The following is a 23,072-nucleotide window of genomic DNA, read 5'->3' as shown; positions in this document are numbered from 1 at the left end:
TCCGGGAGGACGCACGATGAGGTATTTCCTGATCCTGGTAGGGGCCGCCGTAGTCGCCTACCTGCTCGCGCGGGGCATCGCCGCGGTCCTTTCCGACCGCAAACGTTCCAAGAAAGAGAGGGATTGAAATGAAGCCTGCGGATCTGCAGATCGTCAAGGCGGCCAAGCCGCGCAGCCTGGCAGTGGCCATCGGCACCGGACTGTTGTTCGTGCTGATCCTGTTCCTGGCCTTCGGCTCATGGTTCCAGGTGGACCAGGGCGAGCGCGGCGTGGTGCTGCGCAACGGCAAGCTGGTGCGCGTGGCCGAGCCCGGCCTGGATTTCAAGACGCCCTTCATCGACAACGTGTCGGTGGTGTCGGTGCGCGACCATACCTTCGTGTTCGAGAACCTGGAAGCCTACAGCTACGACCAGCAGCCCGCGACGCTGCGCGTGTCGGTCACGTACCGCGTGCCTGCCGAGCGCGTGGCGGAACTCTATTCCGAGTACGGCACCATCAACAATCTGCAGGGACGCGTGCTGGAGCGCAAGACGCCCGACGCGGTCAAGAACGTGTTCGGCCGCTTCACCGCCGTGCGCGCCATCCAGGAACGCCAGAAGCTGGGCCTGGACGTGAACACCGCCGTGGTGGAAGCCATGGACGGCGCGCCGGTGCAGGTGGTGGGCGTGCAGATCGAGGAAGTCGGCTTCTCGAAGGCCTACGAGCATTCGATCGAGCAGCGCATGCTGGCCCAGGTGCAGATCGAAACCACGCGCCAGCAGAAGGAAACGGCCGTCATCAACGCCGAGATCCAGGTGGTCAAGGCCAAGGCCGAGGCCGACGCGCGGCGCCAGCAATTCACCGCCGAGGCCGACGGCATCCGCCTGCGCGGCGAGGCCGAGGCCGCGGCGATCCGCGCCAAGGCCGAGGCCCTGGCCGCCAACACCAATCTGGTCAGCCTGAACGCCGTCGAGAAATGGGATGGCGTGCTGCCCACCACGCAGGTGCCGGGCGCGGCGCTGCCCTTCATCGGCATCAAGTAAGCGCGCTGTCGGCGGTCTCGCGCCGCCGCGCGTAGTCCATCAGCCCGGGGCCGGGCAGCGCCTTGCTGAAGTACCAGCCCTGCACGATGATCTCGGCGCTCGATTCGAGCGCCGAAATTTCCTTGTCAGTCTCCACGCCCTCCACCACGATCTGCAGGTTCAGCGCCTCGCAGAATCGCAGCAGGCCGCTCATGACCAGCGCGCCGCGCTCGCTGCTCTGCGCCTGCACGAAGCTGCGGTCGATCTTGACCGCGTCGATGCGGAACTGGTGCAGGTAGCTGAGGGCCGAGTAGCCGGTGCCGAAATCGTCGATGTAGATGCGCGCGCCGATGTCGCGCAGGCGATCGAAGGCGACATGCAGCGCCGCGGCATCCTCGACCAGCGCATCCTCGGTCAATTCCACCGATACCTGCCCGTCGGCCTGCGCCAGGACGCCGATCAGCTTTTCCAGATGGATGGCGGACGTCAGCGTGCCGCTGGTGACGTTGATCGTCATGGGCAGCGCGAAGCCTTGCGCGCGCCAGCTCTGGCACTGCACCACCGCCTGCCGGGCCACCCAGAGGTCGACGTCGCGCATCAGGCCGGCCTGGGCCAGGCCGCGCAGGAACTCCAGCGGCGCCTGTTGCCGGCCTTCGGGGCCGGTGGCGCGCAACAGCGCTTCGCAGCCGGTGCAGCGTCCGCTGCGCAGCGAGACCTGGGGCTGGTATTCCAGATAGAAGTCATATTCGCTGATGGCGCGGATGCGGGTGATCTCGGCGCTGCGGCGCGCGCGGTCCGCGTAGGTGTTGATCAGCGGATCATGCACGTAGAGCAGCGATTCGTCCTGCAGGCGCGGGAAGGTGGTGTCCAGCGATTTGAAATACACGGTGGCGTCGGCCAGCTGCCGGCGCTCCAGCGCCAGCACGAAGGGCGTGTACAGGCATACGCCCAGCGCCAGCAGTCCCAGTTGCAGCACGATGCCGCCCAGGTGGCCGCCGGTGCTCAGGTAGGCATTGACCAGCACGGGAGAGGTCAGCGGCAAGGTCACGGCGGCGGGCGGCAGCCAGTCCATCTGCACCACCGCCAGCGCGATCAGCGTGTTGCAGACCGGCGCCAGCATGAAGGGGATCAGCAGCCGGGGGTTGAGGATCAGAGGCAGGCCGAACAGCAGGATCTCATTCACGTTCAGCAGCGAGGCCGGGATGCTGGCGACGGCCAGCATGCGCAGCGATTCCGTGCGCGAGAACAACAGGATGGAAACGGCCAGGGACAGCGTCGCGCCGGCGCCGCCGATGAAGGTGAACGCGCCCATCAGGCTGCTGTTCAGCGCGTACACGCTTTCGTAGCCGGCGGCGTTGATGGCGGCGTTCAGGTAGGCGGCCTGGTCCAGCACGTCCATGATCGGCGCCAGCGCATGATAGCCGTGTATGCCGAAGAACCAGAGCAGGGAGTTCAGCGCCGAGATCAGCGCGCCGGTGGCATAGGGGTTCTGCAAGGAGGTCAGGCTGACGGGAATGCTGAACTGCGCCACGCCCGGAATGCTGAGCAGGGCGGACAGCGCGCCGATGAGCACGGCCGCCGTGAGGATGCCGGGTACGACCATGTTCAGCGTCTCGCGCACGTTCTCGCCGGTGAGGCCATCGGGCGCGAGCCGAGTCCAGCGGAACCGGTGCAGCCAGGCCAAGAGCGGCACCGCGGCCAGCGGCGAGATGATGGCCATGAAAAGGATCAGCGTGGAGGCCGCCAGCGGATGGGCGGCCAGCAGCGTTTCGGCCACGGCCACGTAGGACAGGCACAGGAAGGCGGTGGGCAGGTGCGGCACGCGATGCCGGATCGACAGCATGTAGCCGATGGCCGCGGCCACCAGCATGGGCATGATGCCGGTGAGCTTCAGGTGGACCGAGGTCAGCAGTTCGGTGGCCGGTTCGGGCAGGCCGGCCTGGCGCGCCAGCACGGACAGGACCAGGAACAGCGCCGACACCAGCAGGCAGGGCAGGGTCCACAGCAGCCCTTCGCGGATGGCGCGCAGGGCGTTGGCGCTTGCGAGCAAGGCCAGTCGATCTTTCTGGTAGAGCGAGAGGATTGCTTTCAGCATTGTTGGTATGCCCAGATTGCCCAAGGTCTTTGGGGTAGAGCCTCCCCGCGCTTTGTAAGAATCCTTGTCGAATCCTAGCGCCTGCGGTCGGGCTTTAGCAATCCGGCCCGAAAATGTAGGCACTAGGGGATTCCCCTCTGTCAAGAATTGCAAAGCAGGCGCATCTTGCAGTGGCGGGGCCTGGACCGCGCTATACCATCGGGCCATGTCCCGCCGCGGCTCGCGGGCCGCGGCGCAGGCACGATAGGCTTGAAGCGGGAGGAGACACGGATGTCTCAAGGCAATTGGATGTCAGGCGATACCGCGCCGGAACGACAGGGATACTACGAAGCGCGGTATGACACGGGGCTGGTCGCCGTGACGTTGTACAGCGTGCTGGGCTGGCTGCCGACCCGCACGCCGGGGAACATGGTCGGCTGGCGGCCGCTGCCGCCGGGGGCCGAGAAGGAAGAGGCCGAGCGGCACCTGCAGGAATTGCGTACCGCGCAGGCGCACATGCCGATGGATGACTAGGACGGGGCCGAGGGGCGCGCAGGTCGCGCCCCTCGGTTGGCGCGCCGATGGGCATGACGCCCAGGCCGGGGCTGGATCACCCAGCCATGACGGCGCGGCAACACTGCTGCTAGCGCAATACGGCGTCCAGCGGCGCGAGGGCGGGTCCGATCAGGGCGAGCAGCCTGGCCTTGCCCACGCCGTCGCGCGCTTGCACCGACAGGCCGTGCAACACGGCGGCGTAGTAATCGCCCAGGGCCTGTATGTCCGTGCCGGGGGCGAGCTCGCCGTCCTGCGCGGCGGCGGCGATGCGGTCGACGATGGACTGCGTGCGCGCCTTGCGATGCGTTGCCAGCCAGCTCATCACCGGCTCGTTGGCCGCCGCGTAGTTGGTCGCGGCGGACACCACCATGCAACCCTGGGGACGGCCGCGCCGCGTGTACGTCAGCACGGCATCGCGCAGCATGTGCTCGACCGCGCTGCGCACGTCGCCTGCCTGCAGCGCCTTTTCGGCAAAGGCGCCATCGCCTTCCTCATAGCGCGCCACGGCTTCGCGGAACAGGTCTTCCTTGGATCCGAACGCCGCGTACAGCCGCGCTGACGCGAGCCCGGTGGCCGCGACCAGGTCGGCCATGGAAGTGCCTTCATAGCCGTGCTGCCAGAAGGCGAGCATCGCCTGCTGCAGCGCGAGATCGCGGTCGAATTCCCTGGGTCTGCCTGCCATCGCGCTTTCGTCCTGATTGAAATTCCACGCAGTGTACCGCCGCGTCCGGCGGCATGGCCGATTTCGGCGCGCTTGCGTCGCGGATCAATTTTCGTCTATTCTTTGTCGTTCGACAAACAATTAGGGCGAGCCGGGTGACGGCGAGCCAAAGGCAGATTCATCATGCAAACCCTCAAAGGCCCCAGCATCCATCTCGCGCAATTCAGCGGCGCCGACGCGCCGTTCAACAGCCTGCCCGCCGTCGCCGAATGGGCGGCGGGCCTGGGTTTCAAGGCCCTGCAGGTGCCGGCCTGGGACCAGCGCTTTTTCGACGTGGAACTGGCCGCGTCCAGCCAGGACTATTGCGACGAGATCACCGGCATGCTGGCCGGCCACGGCCTGGTCATCAGCGAACTGACCACGCATATCTTCGGCCAGCTGCTGGCCGTGCATCCGGCCTACGACGCGATGTTCGACAACTTCGCGCCGGCGCAGGTCCGCGGCAATCCGGCGGCGCGCACCGAATGGGCCAGGCGCAACCTGTTGCTGGCGGCGCGCGCGTCGCGCCGGCTGGGCCTGACCGAGATGGGCACGTTCTCGGGCTCCTTCGCCTGGCCCTACCTGTTCCCGTTCCCGCAGCGGCCGGAGGGGTTGATCGAGACCGCGTTCGACGAGCTGGCGCGGCGCTGGCTGCCGGTGCTGGATGCCTGCGACGAGCAGGACGTGAATCTGTGCTTCGAAATCCATCCCAGCGAAGACCTGCACGACGGCATCACCTTCGAGATGTTCCACGAGCGCGTGGCCGGGCACGCGCGCTGCGGCATTCTGTTCGATCCCAGCCATTTCGTGCTGCAGCAGCTCAACTACCTGGACTACCTGGACATCTACAAGGACCACATCCGCATGTTCCATGTGAAGGATGCCGAGTTCAATCCCACCGGACGCCAGGGCATCTATGGCGGCTATCAATCCTGGGTCGACCGTGCCGGCCGCTTCCGCTCGCTGGGCGACGGCCAGGTGGATTTCAAGTCCATCTTCTCCAAGCTCGCGCAGCACGGCTATCGAGGCTGGGCCGCGCTGGAGTGGGAATGCTGCCTGAAGGACCAGGAGGCCGGTGCACGCGAAGGCGCGGCCTTCATCAAGCAACACATCATTCCGGTCACGGACAAGGTGTTCGACGATTTCGCCGGCGCCGCCATCAGCCAGGCCCAGATCAACGCGCTGCTGGGCATCGCCTGAGCGGACAGGAACACAGACCATGACGAACTTCCATCAAGACATCCCCTCCGCCGGCGCGGAGTTCGCCCATCGCTACGTGATGGTGAACGGCGCGCGGCTGCATTGCGCCATCGCCGGCGACGGCGCGCCGGTGCTGCTGGTGCCTGGCTGGCCGCAAACGTGGTTCACCTGGCGCCACGTCATGCGCGCGCTGGCGGGGCAGGGCTACATGGCCATCGCCGTGGACCCGCCGGGCACGGGCGATTCGGACCGTCCGGCCGCCGGCTATGACACGGGCGCCGTGGCGGCCACGCTGCATCAGTTGATGCGGCAGCTGGGCCATGCGCGCTATCAGGTCGTGGGCCACGATATCGGCATGTGGGTGGCCTATGCGCTGGCCAGCGACTTCCCGGACGCCGTCTCGCGGCTGGCGCTGACCGAGGCGGTGATCCCGGGCCTGGCGCCCGAGCCCACGATCTTCGCGCCGCCGGACCAGAACATTTTCCTGTGGCACTTCATGTTCAACCGGCTGCCTGACCTGCCGGAAGCGCTGATCGCCGGCCGCGAGCAAGCCTACCTGACCTATATGTTCGACAAGTGGTCGCACCGCCGCGACCGGGTGGCGGCGCAGGTCTATATCGACGCCTATGCGGCGCCGGGCGGACTGCGCGCGGGCTTCTCGTACTACCGGGCGATTCCGGAAACGGTGCGGCAGAACGTCGAGCGCGCCCGGCGCAAGCTGGCCATGCCGGTGCTGGCCATCGGCGCGGAGCATGCCACCCGCGACGCGCCGCTGATCACCATGCGCGAGAACGCGGTGGATGTGCGCGGCGCCATCATTCCCGACTGCGGCCACTTCGTCACGGAAGAATGCCCGGACGAGTTCCTGGCGCAGCTGTTGCCGTTCCTGTCGCGGGAGGGCTGAGCATGGCGCTGGATCCGAAGATCGATGCCTATCTGGCGCGGCTGTCCTCGGCAGCCACGCCCATGTCCCTGGCGGAAATGCGCGCGGCCACCGAGACCAGCCTGGGCGCGCTGCACGGCCCGCTGGAAGACGTGGCGGACGTGCGCACCTACCTGGCGCCGGGCCACGACGGCGCGCCCCTGCGCGTGCGCGCCTACACGCCGGCGGGGACGCCGCCCGGCGCCGTGTTGCCAGCGCTGGTATATGCGCATGGCGGCGGCTGGTTCCTGTGCTCGCTGGAGCTCTATGACAACCCCTGCCGCGCGCTGGCCAATGCCACCGGCTGCATGGTGCTGTCCGTGGACTACCGGCTGGCGCCGGAACACAAGTTTCCGGTGCCGGTCGAGGACTTCTATTGCGCGCTGCGCTGGGTCAGCGAGCAGGCCAGCATGCTGGGCGTGGATCCTGCGCGCATCGCCGTGGGCGGCGACAGCGCCGGCGGCAACCTGGCGGCGGCCGCCGCCATCATGGCGCGCGACCGCGGCGGCCCCAGGATCGCGCACCAGCTGTTGTGCTATCCCGTGCTGGACCATTCCTTCAGCACTGATTCGTACCGCGCCTATGGGCAGAACTTCTTCCTGACGGAAGAGACGATGCGCTACTGCTGGTTCACCTACCTGCTCAACGAGCAGGACGGCGCCTCGCCTTATGCGTCGCCGCTGCGCGCGTCGGACCTGACGGGCCTGCCGCCGGCGACCGTGCTGGTATGCGAGTACGACCCGCTGCGCGACGAGGGCGAAGCCTATGCGCGCCGGCTGCGCGAGGCCGGCGTCGATGCGCGCGACCATCGCCTGCCGGGCATGGTCCATGCATGCATCCACATGCTGGGCTTGACGCCGGCCGCGCGGCATCTGTTCGAGCTGGCGGGCGGCGCGCTGCGCGCCGCCTTCGAAACCGCGCCGCAAGCGGCCTAGGCGGACGCGTCGCCGGTGGCCTGCCGGCAGCGCACGGCCAGGGCCTGCCGGGTGATGGCGATCACCACATCCGTGCGCGGCGACAGCATGGCGTCGGCTTGCCTGCCCAGCAAGGGCAGCAGCAACAGCATGCCCAGGCCGAACGGCAGCAGGCTGGCAAGGTCGTCGATCAGCGATGTGCGTTGGTCTTCCACCCGGCTGGAGCGCCCCAGGCGCAGCAGGTATTCCTGGATGCGTAGCGCCACGGCGTCCGGATCGGCAACTTGTTCCAGATGGAAGGAGTCGCCGCGTTCCAGCAGGGCGGACAGTTCGTCGGGAGCGAGCAGATCGTGGAAATAAGTGCGCGGGTGGCCGTGCAGTATGCTTGACACCTTATTCATCCGTATCCTTCGCGAAGCAATGACAGACTTCCCTTTTGACGCCGTGCTGTTCGACTGCGACGGCGTGCTGGTCGATTCCGAACCCATCACCAGCCGCGTGCTGGCGGGCATGCTGACCGAGCTGGGCTGGGCCATCAGCACCGAAGAGACCATGCGCATTTTTACCGGAAAGGCGGTGCGCGATGAAGTGGCGCTGATCGAGGAGCGCACCGGGGCGCGCCTCAGCGAAGAATGGCTGGCCGAATTCCGCGAGCGCCGCAACCAGGCGCTGGACCGCGACCTGGTCGAGATTCCGGGCGCGCCCGACGCGGTGCGCGCATTGCACGGCATCCTGGACGGGCGCATCGCCGTGGCGTCCGGCGCCGACCGCCGCAAGGTCGAATTCCAGCTGGCCAAGGTCGGCATTGCCGATTGTTTCGACGGCCGCGTGTTCAGCGGTCACGAAATGCCGCGCAGCAAGCCCTTCCCGGATGTGTACCTGGCGGCGGCCGAGTCGCTGGGCGCGGATCCGCGCCGCTGCGCGGTGGTCGAGGACACCGTCACCGGCGCCACCGCCGGCGTGGCGGCGGGCGCCACGGTGTTCGGCTACAGCCCGGGCGGCCTGGGCCACAGCGGCGCCGACGCGCTGCGCTCGGTGGGCGTGGCGCGCGTCTTCACCGACATGCGCGACCTGCCCAGCCTGCTGGCTGACTGGACCGGCCACCATCTGGGCTGAGCCCGGATCCGTCGCGGCCGGGCCGCGCCGGGTTCAACCGGCGTATTGCTCGCCGCCGTCCAGGTCGATGACCGTGCCGCTCAGGTAGCCGGCGCGCGGCGAGGCGCAGAACGCCAGCATGTCGGCCACTTCGCCGGGTTCCATCAGGCGGCCGAACGGCAGGCCCGACAGCGTTTCCTGCCAGCGCGATTCGTCGCCCCAGCGTGCCTGGGCGCGCTGGCGCGCCAGCGTGAGCACGCGGTCGGTGCGCGTGCGCGAGGGATTCAGGCCGAAGACGCGCACGCCGTGGAGCGGAGCCTCGCCGCCCAGCGCGCGGGTGAAGGCGATCAGCGAGGCATTGGCCGCGGCGCCGCAGATATAGTCGGCGCGCGGCGCCGAGCCGGCCATGCCGATCACGTTGGCGATCACGCCGGCGCCGGCCTCGCGCATCAGCGGGTAGTACAGGCGCGCCAGCCGGATATAGCCGTGCACCTTCAGTTCCCAGCCCGCGAGCCAGCGTTCGTCGTCCACCTGATCCAATGCGCCGCCAGGCACGGCGCCGGCATTGTTGACCAGGATGTCGACGGGGCCGGCCTGGCGCAGCAGTTCACGGGGCGCGTCGGCATGTCCCAGGTCCAGCGCCACGCAGGCGGCGGGCATGCCGGTCTGGGCGGAGACGGCGTCGGCGGCCGCGCGCAGCGCGACCGGGTCGCGGCCGACCAGCGTGGGGCTGGCGCCCTCGCGGGCGAAGGCCAGCGCCGCCGCCAGGCCGATGCCCTTGGATGCGCCCGTGATGAGCACGCGTTTGCCTTCAAGCTGCAGGTCCATGGCGGATTCCTTCGCGTGAGCCGCGCGGCTCACTTCAGTTGCACGAGTACGAATTCGTTGCCGTACAGATCGATGAAATGCGCGTACACCGCGACGGCGTCCTCGACGGGCTCGCGCGTGAAGCGTACGCCCTGCGCGGCGAAGCGCGCATGGTCGCGGCGCGTGTCGCTGGTGTAGAAAACGCCCACGGGCTGTCCGCCCGTCTGGTCGCCGACGCGGTCGCGCTGGGCCTGGGTCTGCGCCTGCAGCAGCCACACGCCCACGGAGGGTTGTTCGTGCAGGCGCAGATGCACGTAGCGTTGCGCGCCCACCGCCGTGTCGACGAAGACCTCCATGCCCAGCTTGTCCTGGTAGAAGGCGATCGCGGTGTCATAGTCGTTGACCAGGATGACGAGTCGGCCCAGCGCGTGCATATCGTTGTTCTCTTGAGGGTGTAGGGAAAGCGTGCGCCTATGCTAACCGGTTCCGCCCGCCTTGTTCCGGCAGGCCGGATCGGGCCTGCCGTCTCAACCCGCCTTGCGCAGCGTGAGGTTCAGGCGCAGGCTGCCCAGGCGCGGATGCGGCCTGTCTTTCAACGGCAGCACGCCGTGGAAGCGCAGCCGGTCCGCGCCGCCCCAGACCACCACGTCGCCGTGGAACAGCGGCACGCGGGCGGCGGGGTCCGAGCGCGCCAGGCCGCCGAAAAGGAACATGGCCGGCATGCCCAGCGACACCGACACGATGGGCGCGCTGAAATCGCGCTCGTTGCGGTCCTGGTGCAAGGACATGCGCGCGCCGGGCTCGTAGCGGTTGAGCAGGCAGGCGTCCGGTTCGAAGCCGGCAAAGCCGGCCGCGGCGGCGGCCTCGCGTCCCAGGGCGGCGAAGGCCGGCGGCATGCCGGGCCAGGGCTGGTCCGACAGCGGGTCGACCGGCGTGTAGCGGTAGCCGTCGCGGTCCGTGGTCCAGCCCAGCCGGCCGCAATTGCTCAGCGCGACGGACATCAGATGGCCGCCCGGGGTTTCCATGCGCCGGAACGGCGACTGCCGGATCACTTCATCCAGGGACTGGAGCAGGGCGTCGGCGGCGGGCAGGGCGTAGCCGCGCAGCACCACGGATCGCGGGCCGATGGATTCGCTGCGCGCGGGCTGGGGGGCGGCGTCGTCGAAAAGGTCCAGGTTCATGCTCATGATGCTCAGTGTGCCGCCGCGCGGGCGGGGCCGCGCTCCGCTTGTTGCGTTGCGCCGTGGAGGCGGCTACAGCAAGGACTCCACCGGCAGCAGCGAGATGAACCAGACCGACAGGCGCTGCCAGACGCTGGCGCCGGGTTCGCTGTCGTAGCGCACGGTCTGGCCGTCCTCGCGCAGTTCCAGCCAGCAGACCTTGCCGCGTTCGTCCAGCAGCGCGCGATAGGCCGTGGCCGGCACATCGCGCGCGAAGGCCATCGAGATCTGCCCGGCCAGCCTGGGGCTGTCGATGATGAAGCCGAGTTCGGTGTTGAGCCTGGCCGAGCGCGGATCGAAATTGAACGAGCCGACGAAGATGCGCTGGCCGTCCACCGCGAAGGTCTTGGCGTGCAGGCTGGAGCCGGAGCTGCCCAGCGGGCCCAGGTTCCGGTTGCGTCCGACGCCGGCGGCGCGCTTCATCTCGAACAGTTCCACCCCGCCCGCCAGCAGGTCGGCGCGGCGCCTGGCGTAGCCGGAGTGCACGGCCGCCACGTCGGTGGCTTCCAGCGAGTTGGTCAGCACGCGCACCCGCACGCCGGCGCGGGCCATGTCGGTGAATGCGCGCGTGCCGGATTCGCCGGGCACGAAGTAGGGCGACACCAGGTCCAGCGACTGGGCGGGCTTGCCGATGATTTCGTGCAACTGATGCGGCAGCATGGCCTCAGGCGGCGCGGTGCCCAGGGTCTTGCGCGGATCGTCGCTGACCATGCGCGTGGGCGCCCATTCCAGTTCCAGCTCGCCCTTGAGCAACTGGCGGATGAAAGGCAGGGCGCGCATGGCCTCGGCGTAGGCGGCGGCGTCGGACGAGCGTTCCATGTCGTCGGCGCGCCGCTTGAGCACGTCCAGCGCGCCCGCCTCGGCCGGCTTGAGCAGGCGCGCCACCGGATAGGCGGAGTCGCTGGCCCAATAGCGGTCGAAATCGGCGGACACGTCCCGCACCGCCGCGCCGATGGCCAGCACGTCCAGGTCGGTGAACAGCACGCCGTTGGCGGCGCCGAAGTATTCGTCGCCGACGTTGCGGCCGCCGATGATGGTGGCCTGGTTGTCGGCGGTGAAGGACTTGTTGTGCATGCGCCGGTTGAGCCGGCTGAAGTCGGTCAGGTAGCCCAGCGTCTTGGGCCAGCGCAGCGCGAAGGGGTTGTACAGCCGCACTTCGATGTTGGGATGTCCGTCCAGCGCGGCCAGCTCGCGGTCCAGGCCCGAGGTGCCGTTGTCGTCCAGCAGCAGGCGCACGCGCACGCCGCGGTCTGCGGCCTCGTGCAGCGCTTCGAGCAGCATCACGCCCGTCATGTCGCCGCGCCAGATGTAGTACTGCACGTCCAGGCTGCGCGCGGCGGCGCGGGCCAGCATCATGCGCGCGGCAAAGGCGTCGTGGGCATCGGCCAGCGGGTGGATGCCGGACAGGCCGGCGTGGCTGGCGGCGGCGGGCGCGATGGCGCGGCCCAGCGGCGTGGCGGCGGCCGCGTCGGGATCGAGCGCCTGCGACTGGCTGCGCTGTTCCTGCGAGGGCAGGGCGCAGCCGGCCAGCAGGCCCAGGCAGAGAATCGGCATGATCAGGTGTCGAGCCAGGAACATGGGCCCTATTGTGCCGAATTCGACGGGTCGGGGCCGACGCGGGGAGCGGACGCCGGCCTGCTTGACGGAATTTCTGATTTGAGAAAAAATCCCAAATATGGAAAATACTCCCGAATTCGATCAAGGCCTGGACATGCGCATCGCTTCGCGCCTGAAAGGCCTGCGCCAGGAGCGCGGCTGGTCCCTGGACGAGCTGGCCGGCCGGGCCGGCGTCAGCCGCGCCACGCTGTCGCGCCTGGAAAACGCCGAGGTCAGCCCCACGGCCAGCGTGCTGGGGCGGCTGTGCGCCGCCTACGGGCTGACCATGTCGCGGCTGATGTTGATGGTGGAAGACGATTTCGCGCCGCTGGTGCCCGAAAGCGCACAGCCGGTCTGGGTCGACGCGAGCGCGGGCTTCCGACGCCGCTCGGTGTCGCCGCCGGCGGCCGCGCTGGCCGGGGAAGTGCTGGCTTGCGAGCTGGACGCCGGCGCCCGCATCGAATACCCGCAGCCGCCGCGCCCGAATCTGGAACACCATCTGTTGATGCTGGAGGGCGCACTGCACATCACCGTGGACGGCCGCCGCCACGCGCTGCGTCCGGGCGACTGCCTGCGCTACCAGCTGGCCGGAGCCAGCCTTTTCGAGACGCCGCCGGACAGCGGCGCGCGCTACCTGCTTTTCATTGTCTGAACCGCAACATCCACAGGTGTTACATGCCCGACCATCTTGCCCCTCTACGCCTGGCCACGCTCTCGGCCGCCGAAACCGAAACCCTGCTGCCGGAACTGGCGGAGTTGCTGCACGCCAGCGTGCACGCGGGCGCCAGCGTCAGTTTCGTCCTGCCGTACAGCCCGGAGGACGCGCTGGCGTTCTGGCGCGACAAGGTGTTGCCCGGCGTGGCCGGAGGCGGCCTGCTGTTGGCGGTCGCCTGGCAGGACGGCAGGCTGGCCGGCGCGGTGCAGCTCGATTGCGACACCCCGCCCAATCAACCGCACCGCGCCGAGGTGCGCAAGCTGCTGGTGCATCCGGATTTCCGGCGCCAGGGCATCGCGCGGGCCTTGATGGCAAAGGTCGAGGCGCTGGCCGTGGCGGCCGGGCGCAGCCTGATCACGCTGGACACGCGCACCGGCGACCGCGCCGAGCCCTTGTACGCTTCGCTGGGATATGTGACGGTGGGCGTCATCCCGGGCTTCAGCCGCGATTCGCATGACGCGCACCGGCTGGACGGCACCACCATCATGTACAAGCAGCTGTAGGCGGCAGCCGCCCTCGCGCGGGCGTCAGGCCAGCGGCTTGAGGCCCACGCTGTACGGGGGCGCGTTGCCGCGCGCGGCGGCCTTGATCTTCAGCATCGAGCCGCCGGGCGTGAACTCGAAATCCTGGTAGGGCACTTCGAACCACTGATGGAAACTGGTGCGCGAGAACTCGGGCACCCAGATCTTCGGACGCTTGGCGTCGCAGTGGAATTCCACCAGCGTGCAGTCAATCCCCAGCGGCCGCGTGTTGCCGATGCGGTAGCTGGCGCGCAGCTCCGCGCTTGCGGTGGCGCCGGGCCGCCAGACGAGGCCGATGGATTCCATGAAATGTTCGATCGCCTCGATGCCGCGATGCATAGCTGACTCCGGATTACGGGCGCGGGCGACAGGCCCGCGAAAAGCCGCCGCCCGGCGGGCGGCGGCGCACAGGCGGAATTATCCGTCATTCCGGGGCCGGGCAGGGGCGCGGGCCGGCCGACGGCCCGTGTCCGGGCGGATCCCGCGCCGGGTTTCAGGCCGGTTCGCAGAATCTCAGGATGGCCTCGGCCACCGCTTGCGGCGCCTCGCGCTGCGGGAAATGGCCAACGCCGTCCAGCACGCGGCGTTGATAGCGGCCGCTGAAATAGGCGTCCTTGTGCTCGGACGTGGCGGGCGAATTGCAGGCATCGGCCCCGCCGTGCAGCACCAGGGTCGGCACGGCCAGCACCGGCGCCGGCGTCAGGCGCGCGGCATCTTCGGCATAGGCCGGGTCGCCCTGGGCGTGGTCCCAGCGCTGGCGATAGGAGTGCAGCACCACCTCGGCCCAGTCCGGATTGTCGAAGGCGCGGGCGGCTTCGTCGAAGTCGGATTCCTGGTACCAGCCGGCGGGCGACCAGGTGTCCCACATGTAGCGCGTGAATTCCCGCCGGCTGTCGCGGAGGGTGGCGGCGCCCCTGGGCGTGGCCATGAACCAGTGATACCAGTAATTGCGTGCCTGGGACAGCGACATGGGCTGGTCCGGGCTGTTGGTGCCGTAGCCGATCGATATCAGCACCAGGCGCGAGGCCGCGCCGGCGTCCAGGCCGCAGGCGTTGCCCGCGGCGCGCGCGCCCCAGTCGTGGCCGACCAGCACGGGGCGCTCCAGGCCCAGCGCCGAGCAGAAGTCCAGCAGGTCGCGGCCCAATGCGGCCAGTTCGCCGCTGCGGGGCGTGTCGTCGCGCAGGAAGCGGGTCGGGCCGAAGCCGCGCAGCGCCGGGCAGAGCACTCGGTAGCCCGAGGCGGCCAGCCTGCCGGCCACGGTGTTCCAGCCTTCGGGGCTGTCGGGCCAGCCATGCAGCAGCACGGCGGCGCGCGCGCCGGCCGGATTCCATTCCAGATAGGCGATGTCGAGCTGCGAGGTTTTTACGTGGTGATAGGCGGACATGGTGGAACATTCCTGAGAGTCGTCTCGCTTCGATCATAGGAGTGTTGAAGATTATGATTGGTGAATAATTCTGCTTTATTGTCCACGAATCATGACCAAAGAAATGCCGTCCGCGCACGTCGATCCGGTTTCCGGGCCGGTGCTGGACCTGGTGCTGCTGCGCACATTCCTGGAGGTGGTCGACAGCGGCGGCTTCGCCCTGGCGGGCGAGGCGCTGGGCCTGACGCCGTCGGCCGTCAGCGGCCATATCAAGCGGCTGGAGTCGGCGGCGGGCGCGGCGCTGCTGGCGCGGACCACGCGCAGCTTCGCGCTGACGCAAGCGGGCGAGACGCTGTACGCCTACGCGCGCAACCTGGTGCTGCTGGAGCGCGAGGCGCGCGCCCGGCTGCGCGGCTCGCGGATCAAGGGACGGTTGCGCGTGGGATCGTCGGAGGATTTCGCCGGCGCCTGGCTGGCCGACGTGCTGCAGGCGTTCCGCCGGGCGCATCCCGAGGCCTCGCTGGAGCTGAGGGTGGGCGTGACCGCCGACCTGCTGCGCGAACAGGCGCGCGGCAGGCTGGATCTGGTGTTCGGCAAGCAGTGCGCGCGCGTGCAGGATGGCGGCGAGCTGCTTTGGGAAGAGGAGCTGGTCTGGGCCTGGGGTGCGGACCAGCCCTGGCCGCCGGCGGAACGCGTGCCGCTGGCGGTGTTCCCGGAACCTTGCGTCTATCGCGAGGCGGCCATCGCGGCCTTGGGACGCGCCCGGCGCGACTGGCATCCCGCGTTCGAGAGCGCCAGCATGGCCGGCTGCGTGGCCGCCGCCAGGGCGGGTTTCGCGGTGGCGCCGGTGGCGCGCAGCCAGTTGCGCGAGGGGCTGCGCGAGCTGGGGCGCGAGGATGGCATGCCGGTGTTGCCCAAGGCGCGCTTCTATGCGTTCCTGCGTTCGGAGGAGCCCGCCGCACGGGCGCTGGTGCAGGCAGTGGCGCAGACCGGACGGCGGCGCCGCTTCGCATCCTGAGGCGCGATGCGCGCGGGACGGCGGCAGCCTGTGCGGCCATGCTCCGGCCGGCGCGACCGTCCGCGCCGGTTCCAGGGCTGCGTCAATCGCCGCGATTGAACAAACCAAATGGACGCCCTGGCGGCCTGCGGCCAAGATGAACCCCTGCTTTTCCCGCGCCGCCGGCCTAGCGGGCGGCGAGCGCATAGTTTCAGCATGGAGAAAACATCATGACGGATTTTGTTCAAGCATTGGTCAGGGCCGAGCTGTCGCTGTTCGGCGTTGCCGCCGGCGAACCCGCGCAGGACGCGGCCGCGCCGGCGCTGGCGGCCGATGCGCCGGCCTTCGACGCCGAGCACTATCGCAGCGCGCTGGGCTGAGGCCTCTTGGCGGGATTGCAGGATTAGGCAGGTTTCCCGCAAGAACGCGGCTGTACGCTGCGCGCCTCGTTTCCTAACATTCCTTTCCATGGCGCGGCGCCATCCGGCCCGCGCCAGGTTCTTGGGAAGGGATGAGCATGGAATCCGGAAAAATCTGGTTTGTGACCGGGGCCTCCGCGGGATTGGGGCTGGCGCTGGTCAGGGCCCTGCTGGAGCAGGGTCATCGCGTGGCGGCGACCTCGCGCGACGTGGACGCCCTGCTGGAAGCGACCGGCGCGGCGCTCGATGGCCGCCTGCTGCCGCTGGCCGTGGACCTGGGTAATGAACGCAGCGTGCGGCGCGCGGTCGACGCGGCGCATGCCGCCTTCGGCGGCCTGGACGTGGTGGTGAACAACGCCGCCTGCGCCGCGCAGGGGCCGCTGGATCAGCTGTCGGACGCGGCGCTGCGCGAGGGCTTCGATATCGGCGTCTTCGGCGCCATGAACGTGATACGCGCCGCGATGCCGCGCCTGCGCGCGCAGCGTGGCGGGCATGTGTTCAACGTGTCGTCGATCATGGGCTTCGATGGCGCGGCCGAGGGCTGGGGCGCGTACAGCGCGGCCAAGTTCGCGCTGGGCGGCCTGACCGAGGCGCTGGCCGTCGAAGCCGCGCCGCACGGCGTGCGCGTCACGCTGGTCTATCCGGGCGTGGCGCGCGTGCCGGCCCAGGTCGCGCGCACCCTGATCCAGGCCTCGCAGGCCCAGTACGCGCCACGGCATCTGTTCCTGGGCCGCGACGCCTTCGACCAGGCTCGCAGCAAGATCCAGTCCGTGCAGCAGGAACTGGCGCGCTGGCGCGAGATGTCGATCGCCATCGGTCCGGGCGACGAGCGCCGCCTGGCCGCCTGAGGCGCCGGGCGCGCGAAGCGAGGCGCGTGGACGGGAGCATCCCGACCGCGCGCGGCCAACGGCGCTGCTCGCGCTTCGCGTCTAGGAATGGCCCGCGCCGGCCAGGCCCTGGACGACCTGGTAGATGCCCAGCAGCGCCAGGCTCGCCATGAAGCACAGCTTGAAGACGCGCGGCGACAGCCGGCCGCGCAGCCATTGTCCCAGTCCCATGCCCAGCAGCGCGGGCAGCAGCATCAGCAGCGAGGCGCCCGCCGTATCCGCGCCGTAGCTGCCGTTCAGCCACAGGCCCGCGGCCAGCGCCAGCGTGGATACCGAGAAGGAGATTCCCATGGCCTGGATCAGCCCGTCCTTACCCAGGTTCAGCGCCTGCAGATAGGGTACGGCCGGGATCACGAACACGCCGGTGGCGGCGGTGACCAGTCCCGTCGCGACGCCCACCGCCAGGCCCAGCGCGCCTTCGCGCCGCGCGGGAATGGCGGGCGGCGAACCGAACAGGCCCCAGGCCGCGTACAGGACCAGCGCGACGCCCAGGCATGCGCCGGCCCAGGCGCCGGATGGCGCGCCCAGCCACCAGGCGCCCGCCAGCGTGCCCGCGCAAGCGCCCGCCTGCATGCCGGCGATGCGCCGCCAGATCGGGCCGAAAGTCGCGGCGGGCCGCGCCTGCCACAGGTTGGTGACCAGCGATGGCACCACCAGCAGCGCGGCGGCTTGCGCGGGCGCCATGATCAGCGCCAGCAGGGCCATGGAAATGGTGGGCAGTCCCAGCCCGACCACGCCCTTGATCACGCCGGCCAGGAGGAAGACGGCCGCCGCCGCGACCGCCAGCAGCGGCGTGGCGCCGGGCATCATCAGGTCGGCGGGGCTCATGGCCGGACCTCCCGACGGTCGGCGCCGACCGCCAAGGCTATGGAAAAAACTGATGGTAAGGCAGGCGCGGCAGGATCGGAAAGGTAGCTGGGAGTGGCTGGGGTTGGCATGGAGAGCACCGGAATCAAGGTTGGAAATACGGGTATGCCGTTCATTTTCGGCGCACGCCTGGCGCGGCCCTATCGGGAACTTGCGTATGCAGGGTTCGGGAATTCCATAGCCTGCGGTGCTACGATCCTTGCATGCGCTTCGATCTCACCGACCTGCGGCTGTTCCTGCATGTGCAGGAAACGGGCTCCATCACCGCCGGCGCCCGGCGTTCGAACATGACGCTGGCCTCGGCCAGCGAGCGCGTGCGCGGCATGGAAGACACGCTGGGCGTGCCCTTGCTGTTGCGCGGCCCGCGCGGCGCGGAGCCGACGCCGGCCGGGCGCACGCTGGCGCATCATGCGCGGCTGGTGCTGGCGCAGATGGACCGCATGCGCGGCGACCTGGACCAGTACGGCCAGGGCTTGAAGGGCTTGGTGCGCGTGCAATGCAACACCACGGCGCTGAGCGAGCACCTGCCGCCGGTGCTGGGCGAATTCCTTCTGCGGCATCCGCGCGTGTCGGTGGACCTGGAAGAGCGGCCCAGCCACGAGATCGCCGACGCCTTGCGCGCCGGCACCTGCGATATCGGCGTGCTGGCGGACTCGGCCGACCTGGGCGGCCTGCGGGTGGCGGTGTTCCGCCACGACCCGCTATGCCTGATCGTGCCCGCCGGGCATCCGCTGGCCGCGCGCGGAGCCGTCGCGCTGGCCGAGGCCGCGGACGAGGATTTCGTCGGGCTGGTCGAAGGCAGCGCCTTGCAGGAGCATGTCGCGCAGCATGCGCGCCGCGATGGCAAGAGCCTGTCCTACCGCGTGCGGCTGCGCGGTTTCGACGCGGTTTGCCGAATGGTGGGCCAGGGCGTGGGCGTGGCGGTCGTGCCGCGCGCCGCCGCCGTCCGGCACGGGCGTTCGGCCGGCTTCCGGCGGCTGGATCTGAGTGATGACTGGGCCGCGCGCGATCTCGTGCTGTGCGTGCGCGGCGACCTGCCCGCTTATGCCGAGGAACTGGTGGCACATGCCCTGCGCGGCGCGCCGGGCGCTACCCGCGGCGAGGCGGCGCCAGCTTCGGCGGAATAGGGGGCGGGGCTGGACTGCCCGGAGCGCCGGTTGTAGCGTATGGGGTTCCGGCCGCGCCGAGGGCTTGCCCCGCGGCGTCCGGCATTCCCGCCGCTTCCGCCACCTCTTGCCGTCCGAACCGCCATGTCCGACGTCATTGCCGTTTTTCCGATCGAGCGCGAGGATTCCCTGATTTGCCATGGCGCGGCCTTGCGCAAGGCCCCCCGCCGTGTCTCGCAGCTCTACGATGCCGTGCTCGCGCCGTGCGGGCTGAAGGTGTCGCAGCACTCCATCCTGTCCCACATCGCGCGCGCCGGCGCGCCGTCCATGACCGACCTGGCCCGTCTGCTGGTGCTGGATCGTTCGGCGCTGGCGCACAACCTCAAGCCCTTGGTGCGCGATGGCTATGTCCGCACCACGCGCGACCTGCGCGACGGGCGTAGCCGCCGCGTCGCGCTCACGGATGCCGGCTGCGAGAAGCTGACACAGTCGCGCCGCCTGTGGACCGACGCGCAGGCCCGTTTCGAGGCCGCCTACGGCGCCGAGCGCGCCGTCGCGCTGCGACGCGCGCTGGCCGAGATCTTCTCCGAGGACTTCGCGCTGGCGTTCAGTCGCGGCTAGGGGCGGACGCGGCTCGTGCATCTGCGTGTCCGCGCCCTAGCGCGAACCGCGAGCGGAGGCGCGGCTCGACAGCCCCAGCAGCGCGATCGCCGCCAGCACGCAGGCCATGCCGGCGAGCTGGCGGACCTGCAGCGCCTCGCCCAGCAGGCCGGCCGCCAGCAGCACGGCGCATACCGGCGCGACCGCGGTGAACAGCGCGGCTTCCGCGCCATTGCTGCGGGCGGCGCCCGCGTACCACAGCAGGAAGCCGCCCACCGTGGGCGCCAGCGCGTAGTAGGCCACGGCCAGCACCGCGTCGGCGGGCAGCGCCAGCGTCCAGGGCGCCTCGGCCAGCAGGCTCGCCAGCGCCGAGGCAGCCAGGCCGATGGCGGTCATGATGGTCGACAGCGCCAGCGGCGGCACCGGCGCGCGCAGCCGCTTGTGCAGCAGGATGAACAGGCCTTCGCAGCACACGGCGCCCAGCACCAGCGCATTGCCCGTCAAGGACGAGGCGCCCGCCTGGCTGGCCGGACCGGCCATCGTCAGCCACACGCCCGCCGTGGCGACCGCGATCGCGGCCAGCGTGGCGCGGCCGGGCCGTTCGCCCAGCAGCGTCACGGCCAGCGCGGCGGACACCAGCGGCAATGCGCCCAGGATGATGCCGGCGTCCACCGCCGAGGCGCGCTGCAGGCCGGCGATCAGCAGCACCGTGTAGCCCACGCTGCCGGCCGCGGCCTGTGCCGTCAGCAGCGCCCAGTCGCGCGCGCCGAGCCGGGGCAGGGACGCGCCGGTCAGTTTCATGATCAGGAGGAAGCAGGGCAGCGCCAGCGCGAAACGCAGGGCCGTGGCGGTGAAAGGGGGAAGCCCCGCCGCGATGATCTTGCTGGCGACCACCGTGCTGCCGACCAGCGCCATCGCGGCGGCCAGGTAGGCATAGCCTTGCATTCGGTCGCCCGGGGATTGAAGTGGCTTGCTTGCTGCGCTGCTCATGGACGTCCGGCCTTTCCGTGGAAAAGCACGCAGCGTAGGCGGACGGCCGACCGCGGGTCTTGAACGAAATTGCAGGCGCGGGGGCAGGCGCTCAGGCGGGGCGCGCGGCGGCCGCGTAGCGGCCCGGCGACAGCCCGTAGGCGCGGACGAACAGGCGGGTCATGTGGCTCTGGTCCGAGAAGCCGCCGGCCGCCGCCGCGTCGGCGAGCGTGGCGCCGGCCCGGATCCAGCCGCGCGCCAGCAGCAGCCGGCGCTGGACCTGGTAGGCATGCGGTGTCATGCCGGTGTCGCGGGCAAAGGCGCGCAGCGTCTGGTAGCGGCTCAGGCCGCAGGCGGCGGCCAGGTCGGCCAGCGACAGGCAGGCCGCCGGATCGTCATCGATGCGGGCGCGGGCGTGACGGATGGCCGAGGGCGCGGATGGCGCGGCGGCGTCGGCGCCGCGCCCGCCCGCCGCGCGCGCCAGCACGCGCAGCAGCAGCGCGTCGCAGGCCAGCGCTTCGGCGCTGGCGGTGGCTTGGGCGTAGAGCGCCAGCACGTCCCGCGCCAGGAAGGGATCGTCGAACACGGGTTGCGGAAACTCGAAGTCGCCGGCAGGCAGGAACTCGCGGGCCGCGTCGGCGGCGACCGAGGGATCCAGGTAGAGCATCTGCCACGCGCGGCCCGCGTCGCCCATCGGCGCGCCGTCATGGATTTCACCGGGATTGACGGTGATGACCTGCCCGGCCTGGGCCTGCACCTGGCCGCGTCCGCTGTGCGAGGCCTGCGCGCCATGGCGGATCACGCCGATGCCGAACTGTTCGTGCGAGTGGCGCGCGAAGGTCCGGTCGCTGCGCGCGGCCACGGCCTGCACGCCGGCCAGGGCGCTGCGCTGCATGAGGAACTGGCTTGCGGGCATGGAACGGGCCGCCGGAAGGCAGGGAACGCGGGGCTTGCAGTATCGCGCGGCGCGCGGGCGCGCGGCAAGCGCCCGGGCGGGCCGCGTCGGTCGCTGCCGGCGGCGCGCCCGGGCGGGCCTCAGCGCAGGCCGTGCGTATAGACCTCGCGCAGGGCCGCCGAGAACAGCGCCTCGACATTGCGGCTCGGGCCTTCGTCGCGCATGAACAGCGAGATGGGCGGCATCGTCCAGTCCAGCGAGTAGGGCACGATGGCCACGCCGGCGATGCGCACCAGCTCCTCGGCGATGTCGGCCGGCAGGATGGAGACGGCGCGTTCGTTGGCCACGATCATTTCGCCGATCAGCTTGGCCGAGTCGCTTTGCACCAGCGGCGTGGGCGGGGCCAGGCCGGCCCGCAGGAAGATATAGGCCACCTGCTCGCGGATCGGGCTGTCGGCCGTGCCCAGGATCCAGTCCAGGTCCGCCAGCATGTTCCATTCCAGCCGCGAGCGGCCCAGCCGGGCGGCCAGCCGGCGGCTGGCGATGAGCCGGGGCGGCTGGTGGTACAGCGTCTCGAAGCGCATGCCGCTCAGGTCCACGGATGGCGTGGCCCAGCCGACCACGATATCCAGCGTATGGTCGCGCAGCTGGCGCAGCAGGGCGGGGCCCTGGCCCTCGTGGATGGTGGCGGTGATGCCGCGGCCTTGCGGCAGGGTGCGGCCGATGGCGGCCGACAGCATCTGGCCCGAGACGAAGGGAATGGCGCCGATGTTCAGGTGCGCCGCGTGGCCGGTGGCCAGGGCTTCCATTTCCTGGACCATGTGGCCCAGGTCGTGGACCAGGGCGCGGGCGCGCGCCAGCACCACCGCGCCCAGCGGGGTGGGCGTCATGCCGCGCGCGGAGCGCTCGAACAGCGGCACGCCGAACATGCTTTCGAGTTCGGACAGGGCATTGGTCACGGCCGGCTGGCTGGTCGCCATCTGCTCGGCGACCCGGGTCAGCGACCCGTGCTGCTCGATCTGCAGCAGCAGCATCAGGTGCCGCATCTTGAGCCGCGAGCCCAGTTTCCGGACGACTTCCTCGGGATTAAACGAGGTCATATATTGGGGTCATATCTAATGCATAACTTTTTTATGATTGAACAATATTAAAACCTTATGAATACCTTATGCCGTTGGGCCTAGAATTTTTCCATACTTCAAGCCCAAGGAGGCATCGCCCCATGAATTCCCCATCCGACCGCCAGGCAGCCCTGGACTATCACCAGTATCCGGTCCCCGGCAAGATCTCGGTCGTGGCGTCCAAGCCGCTGGTCAACCAGCGCGACCTGGCGCTGGCCTATTCGCCCGGCGTGGCGGCGGCCTGTGAGGAAATCGTGGCCGACCCGGCCAATGTGTTCCGCTACACGGCGCGCGGCAATCTGGTGGGCGTGATCACCAACGGCACGGCGGTGCTGGGCCTGGGCAATATCGGCGCGCTGGCGTCCAAGCCGGTGATGGAAGGCAAGGCGGTGCTGTTCAAGAAGTTCGCCGGCCTGGACGTATACGACATCGAGATCAACGAGACGGACCCGGACAAGCTGGTGGAGATCATCGCCGGGCTGGAGGCGACGTTCGGCGGGATCAATCTGGAGGACATCAAGGCGCCGG

At 69.8% G+C, this 23,072-nt stretch carries 26 protein-coding genes and 1 pseudogene; 14 read left to right on the top strand and 13 right to left on the bottom strand.

All coding sequences use genetic code 11. The annotated features are described in order from the left end of the window. Positions 1–128 precede the first annotated feature (128 nt). Positions 129–1,022, top strand: a complete 894-nt coding sequence (locus KDH83_RS12650) for a prohibitin family protein (RefSeq protein WP_212316151.1) — start codon at positions 129–131, stop codon at positions 1,020–1,022. Here KDH83_RS12650 and KDH83_RS12645 read toward each other — a convergent pair. Beyond that, positions 1,015–3,096: an EAL domain-containing protein gene (locus tag KDH83_RS12645; protein ID WP_212316148.1), complete on the bottom strand. Its 2,082-nt coding sequence runs from the start codon at positions 3,094–3,096 to the stop codon at positions 1,015–1,017. The genes KDH83_RS12650 and KDH83_RS12645 overlap by 8 nt on opposite strands. A 270-nt stretch (positions 3,097–3,366) precedes the next feature. Here KDH83_RS12645 and KDH83_RS12640 point away from each other — a divergent pair, with 270 nt between their 5' ends. Next, on the top strand, positions 3,367–3,609 hold the full coding sequence (locus KDH83_RS12640) for a hypothetical protein (RefSeq protein ID WP_212316146.1): 243 nt from the start codon (positions 3,367–3,369) through the stop codon (positions 3,607–3,609). A gap of 109 nt (positions 3,610–3,718) precedes the next feature. Here KDH83_RS12640 and KDH83_RS12635 read toward each other — a convergent pair whose 3' ends face one another. After that, complete coding sequence (locus KDH83_RS12635; RefSeq protein WP_212316144.1) at positions 3,719–4,312, bottom strand: TetR/AcrR family transcriptional regulator; 594 nt, start codon at positions 4,310–4,312, stop codon at positions 3,719–3,721. Positions 4,313–4,474: 162 nt separating this feature from the next. On the opposite strand from KDH83_RS12635, the gene KDH83_RS12630 reads away from it, so the two are divergent. Genes KDH83_RS12630 through KDH83_RS12620 form a run of 3 tightly spaced genes read left to right on the top strand, consistent with a single transcriptional unit; the run spans position 4,475 to position 7,387 of the window. Further along, complete coding sequence (locus KDH83_RS12630) at positions 4,475–5,530, top strand: sugar phosphate isomerase/epimerase (protein ID WP_212316142.1); 1,056 nt, start codon at positions 4,475–4,477, stop codon at positions 5,528–5,530. Positions 5,531–5,549: 19 nt separating this feature from the next. Next, a complete protein-coding gene (locus tag KDH83_RS12625) occupies positions 5,550–6,434 on the top strand; it encodes an alpha/beta hydrolase (protein WP_212316139.1) in 885 nt (294 codons plus the stop codon). A 2-nt stretch (positions 6,435–6,436) separates the two neighbouring features. Next, positions 6,437–7,387: an alpha/beta hydrolase gene (locus KDH83_RS12620; RefSeq protein ID WP_212316137.1), complete on the top strand. Its 951-nt coding sequence runs from the start codon at positions 6,437–6,439 to the stop codon at positions 7,385–7,387. Here KDH83_RS12620 and KDH83_RS12615 read toward each other — a convergent pair. Further along, on the bottom strand, positions 7,384–7,758 hold the full coding sequence (locus KDH83_RS12615; RefSeq protein ID WP_212316135.1) for a hypothetical protein: 375 nt from the start codon (positions 7,756–7,758) through the stop codon (positions 7,384–7,386). The two genes, KDH83_RS12620 and KDH83_RS12615, sit on opposite strands and share 4 nt — an antisense overlap. A gap of 28 nt (positions 7,759–7,786) precedes the next feature. On the opposite strand from KDH83_RS12615, the gene KDH83_RS12610 reads away from it, so the two are divergent. Next, entirely contained in the window at positions 7,787–8,482 is a 696-nt protein-coding gene (locus KDH83_RS12610; protein WP_212316133.1) for an HAD family phosphatase, read from the top strand. Positions 8,483–8,515: 33 nt separating this feature from the next. Here KDH83_RS12610 and KDH83_RS12605 read toward each other — a convergent pair whose 3' ends face one another. The 4 genes from KDH83_RS12605 to KDH83_RS12590 all read right to left on the bottom strand — a co-directional run bounded on the left by KDH83_RS12605 (position 8,516) and on the right by KDH83_RS12590 (position 12,066). Next, complete coding sequence (locus tag KDH83_RS12605) at positions 8,516–9,289, bottom strand: SDR family oxidoreductase (RefSeq protein ID WP_212316131.1); 774 nt, start codon at positions 9,287–9,289, stop codon at positions 8,516–8,518. 29 nt (positions 9,290–9,318) lie between these two features. Further along, the gene (locus KDH83_RS12600) at positions 9,319–9,702 is read right to left on the bottom strand and encodes a VOC family protein (protein ID WP_212316128.1); all 384 of its coding nucleotides are present in this window, start codon (positions 9,700–9,702) and stop codon (positions 9,319–9,321) included. A gap of 93 nt (positions 9,703–9,795) precedes the next feature. Further along, positions 9,796–10,449, bottom strand: coding sequence for a DNA oxidative demethylase AlkB (gene alkB / locus KDH83_RS12595; RefSeq protein WP_212316126.1), 654 nt, complete (start codon positions 10,447–10,449; stop codon positions 9,796–9,798). A 72-nt stretch (positions 10,450–10,521) separates the two neighbouring features. After that, positions 10,522–12,066, bottom strand: coding sequence for a phospholipase D family protein (locus KDH83_RS12590; protein WP_249205062.1), 1,545 nt, complete (start codon positions 12,064–12,066; stop codon positions 10,522–10,524). A 97-nt stretch (positions 12,067–12,163) separates the two neighbouring features. On the opposite strand from KDH83_RS12590, the gene KDH83_RS12585 reads away from it, so the two are divergent. Both KDH83_RS12585 and KDH83_RS12580 read left to right on the top strand, forming a co-directional pair. Continuing rightward, entirely contained in the window at positions 12,164–12,736 is a 573-nt protein-coding gene (locus KDH83_RS12585) for an XRE family transcriptional regulator (RefSeq protein ID WP_212316124.1), read from the top strand. 23 nt (positions 12,737–12,759) lie between these two features. Then, positions 12,760–13,302: a GNAT family N-acetyltransferase gene (locus KDH83_RS12580; RefSeq protein WP_212316122.1), complete on the top strand. Its 543-nt coding sequence runs from the start codon at positions 12,760–12,762 to the stop codon at positions 13,300–13,302. 24 nt (positions 13,303–13,326) lie between these two features. Here KDH83_RS12580 and KDH83_RS12575 read toward each other — a convergent pair whose 3' ends face one another. Next, positions 13,327–13,659 (bottom strand): hypothetical protein, encoded by a 333-nt coding sequence (locus KDH83_RS12575; protein ID WP_212316120.1) that lies wholly within the window; start codon positions 13,657–13,659, stop codon positions 13,327–13,329. Positions 13,660–13,813: 154 nt separating this feature from the next. Then, positions 13,814–14,704 carry an alpha/beta hydrolase gene (locus KDH83_RS12570; RefSeq protein WP_212316118.1) on the bottom strand — a complete coding sequence of 297 codons (891 nt, stop codon included), beginning with the start codon at positions 14,702–14,704 and terminating at the stop codon, positions 13,814–13,816. A gap of 91 nt (positions 14,705–14,795) precedes the next feature. On the opposite strand from KDH83_RS12570, the gene KDH83_RS12565 reads away from it, so the two are divergent. From KDH83_RS12565 to KDH83_RS12555, 3 genes are all read left to right on the top strand, one after another. Next, positions 14,796–15,701 (top strand): LysR substrate-binding domain-containing protein, encoded by a 906-nt coding sequence (locus KDH83_RS12565; protein ID WP_249205061.1) that lies wholly within the window; start codon positions 14,796–14,798, stop codon positions 15,699–15,701. A 209-nt stretch (positions 15,702–15,910) separates the two neighbouring features. Then, positions 15,911–16,060, top strand: coding sequence for a hypothetical protein (locus tag KDH83_RS12560; RefSeq protein ID WP_212316116.1), 150 nt, complete (start codon positions 15,911–15,913; stop codon positions 16,058–16,060). A gap of 137 nt (positions 16,061–16,197) precedes the next feature. Further along, positions 16,198–16,947 (top strand): SDR family NAD(P)-dependent oxidoreductase, encoded by a 750-nt coding sequence (locus tag KDH83_RS12555; protein WP_212316114.1) that lies wholly within the window; start codon positions 16,198–16,200, stop codon positions 16,945–16,947. Positions 16,948–17,028: 81 nt separating this feature from the next. Here KDH83_RS12555 and KDH83_RS12550 read toward each other — a convergent pair whose 3' ends face one another. Further along, the gene (locus KDH83_RS12550) at positions 17,029–17,814 is read right to left on the bottom strand and encodes a sulfite exporter TauE/SafE family protein (protein ID WP_212316112.1); all 786 of its coding nucleotides are present in this window, start codon (positions 17,812–17,814) and stop codon (positions 17,029–17,031) included. 242 nt (positions 17,815–18,056) lie between these two features. Between KDH83_RS12550 and KDH83_RS12545 the strand changes: the two genes are divergently transcribed. Then, a complete protein-coding gene (locus KDH83_RS12545) occupies positions 18,057–18,980 on the top strand; it encodes a LysR family transcriptional regulator (RefSeq protein WP_212316110.1) in 924 nt (307 codons plus the stop codon). 123 nt (positions 18,981–19,103) lie between these two features. Further along, complete coding sequence (locus KDH83_RS12540; protein WP_212316108.1) at positions 19,104–19,580, top strand: MarR family winged helix-turn-helix transcriptional regulator; 477 nt, start codon at positions 19,104–19,106, stop codon at positions 19,578–19,580. A 36-nt stretch (positions 19,581–19,616) separates the two neighbouring features. On the opposite strand, the gene KDH83_RS12535 is transcribed toward KDH83_RS12540, so the two are convergent. From KDH83_RS12535 to KDH83_RS12525, 3 genes are all read right to left on the bottom strand, one after another. Continuing rightward, complete coding sequence (locus tag KDH83_RS12535) at positions 19,617–20,549, bottom strand: DMT family transporter (RefSeq protein WP_249205060.1); 933 nt, start codon at positions 20,547–20,549, stop codon at positions 19,617–19,619. Between the two features lie 91 nt (positions 20,550–20,640). Then, entirely contained in the window at positions 20,641–21,444 is an 804-nt protein-coding gene (locus KDH83_RS12530) for an AraC family transcriptional regulator (protein ID WP_212316105.1), read from the bottom strand. A 119-nt stretch (positions 21,445–21,563) separates the two neighbouring features. Beyond that, positions 21,564–22,523: a LysR substrate-binding domain-containing protein gene (locus KDH83_RS12525; RefSeq protein ID WP_212316103.1), complete on the bottom strand. Its 960-nt coding sequence runs from the start codon at positions 22,521–22,523 to the stop codon at positions 21,564–21,566. Between the two features lie 122 nt (positions 22,524–22,645). Here KDH83_RS12525 and KDH83_RS12520 point away from each other — a divergent pair. Further along, positions 22,646–23,072: pseudogene (locus KDH83_RS12520) on the top strand (NADP-dependent malic enzyme); the annotation flags it as partial.

The organism is Achromobacter sp. Marseille-Q0513, from assembly GCF_018195695.1.
Classification (GTDB): Bacteria; Pseudomonadota; Gammaproteobacteria; order Burkholderiales; family Burkholderiaceae_B; genus Achromobacter.
The sequence above is the reverse complement of the archived record's forward strand: the minus strand, read 5'-3'. Positions and strand labels throughout refer to the sequence as shown.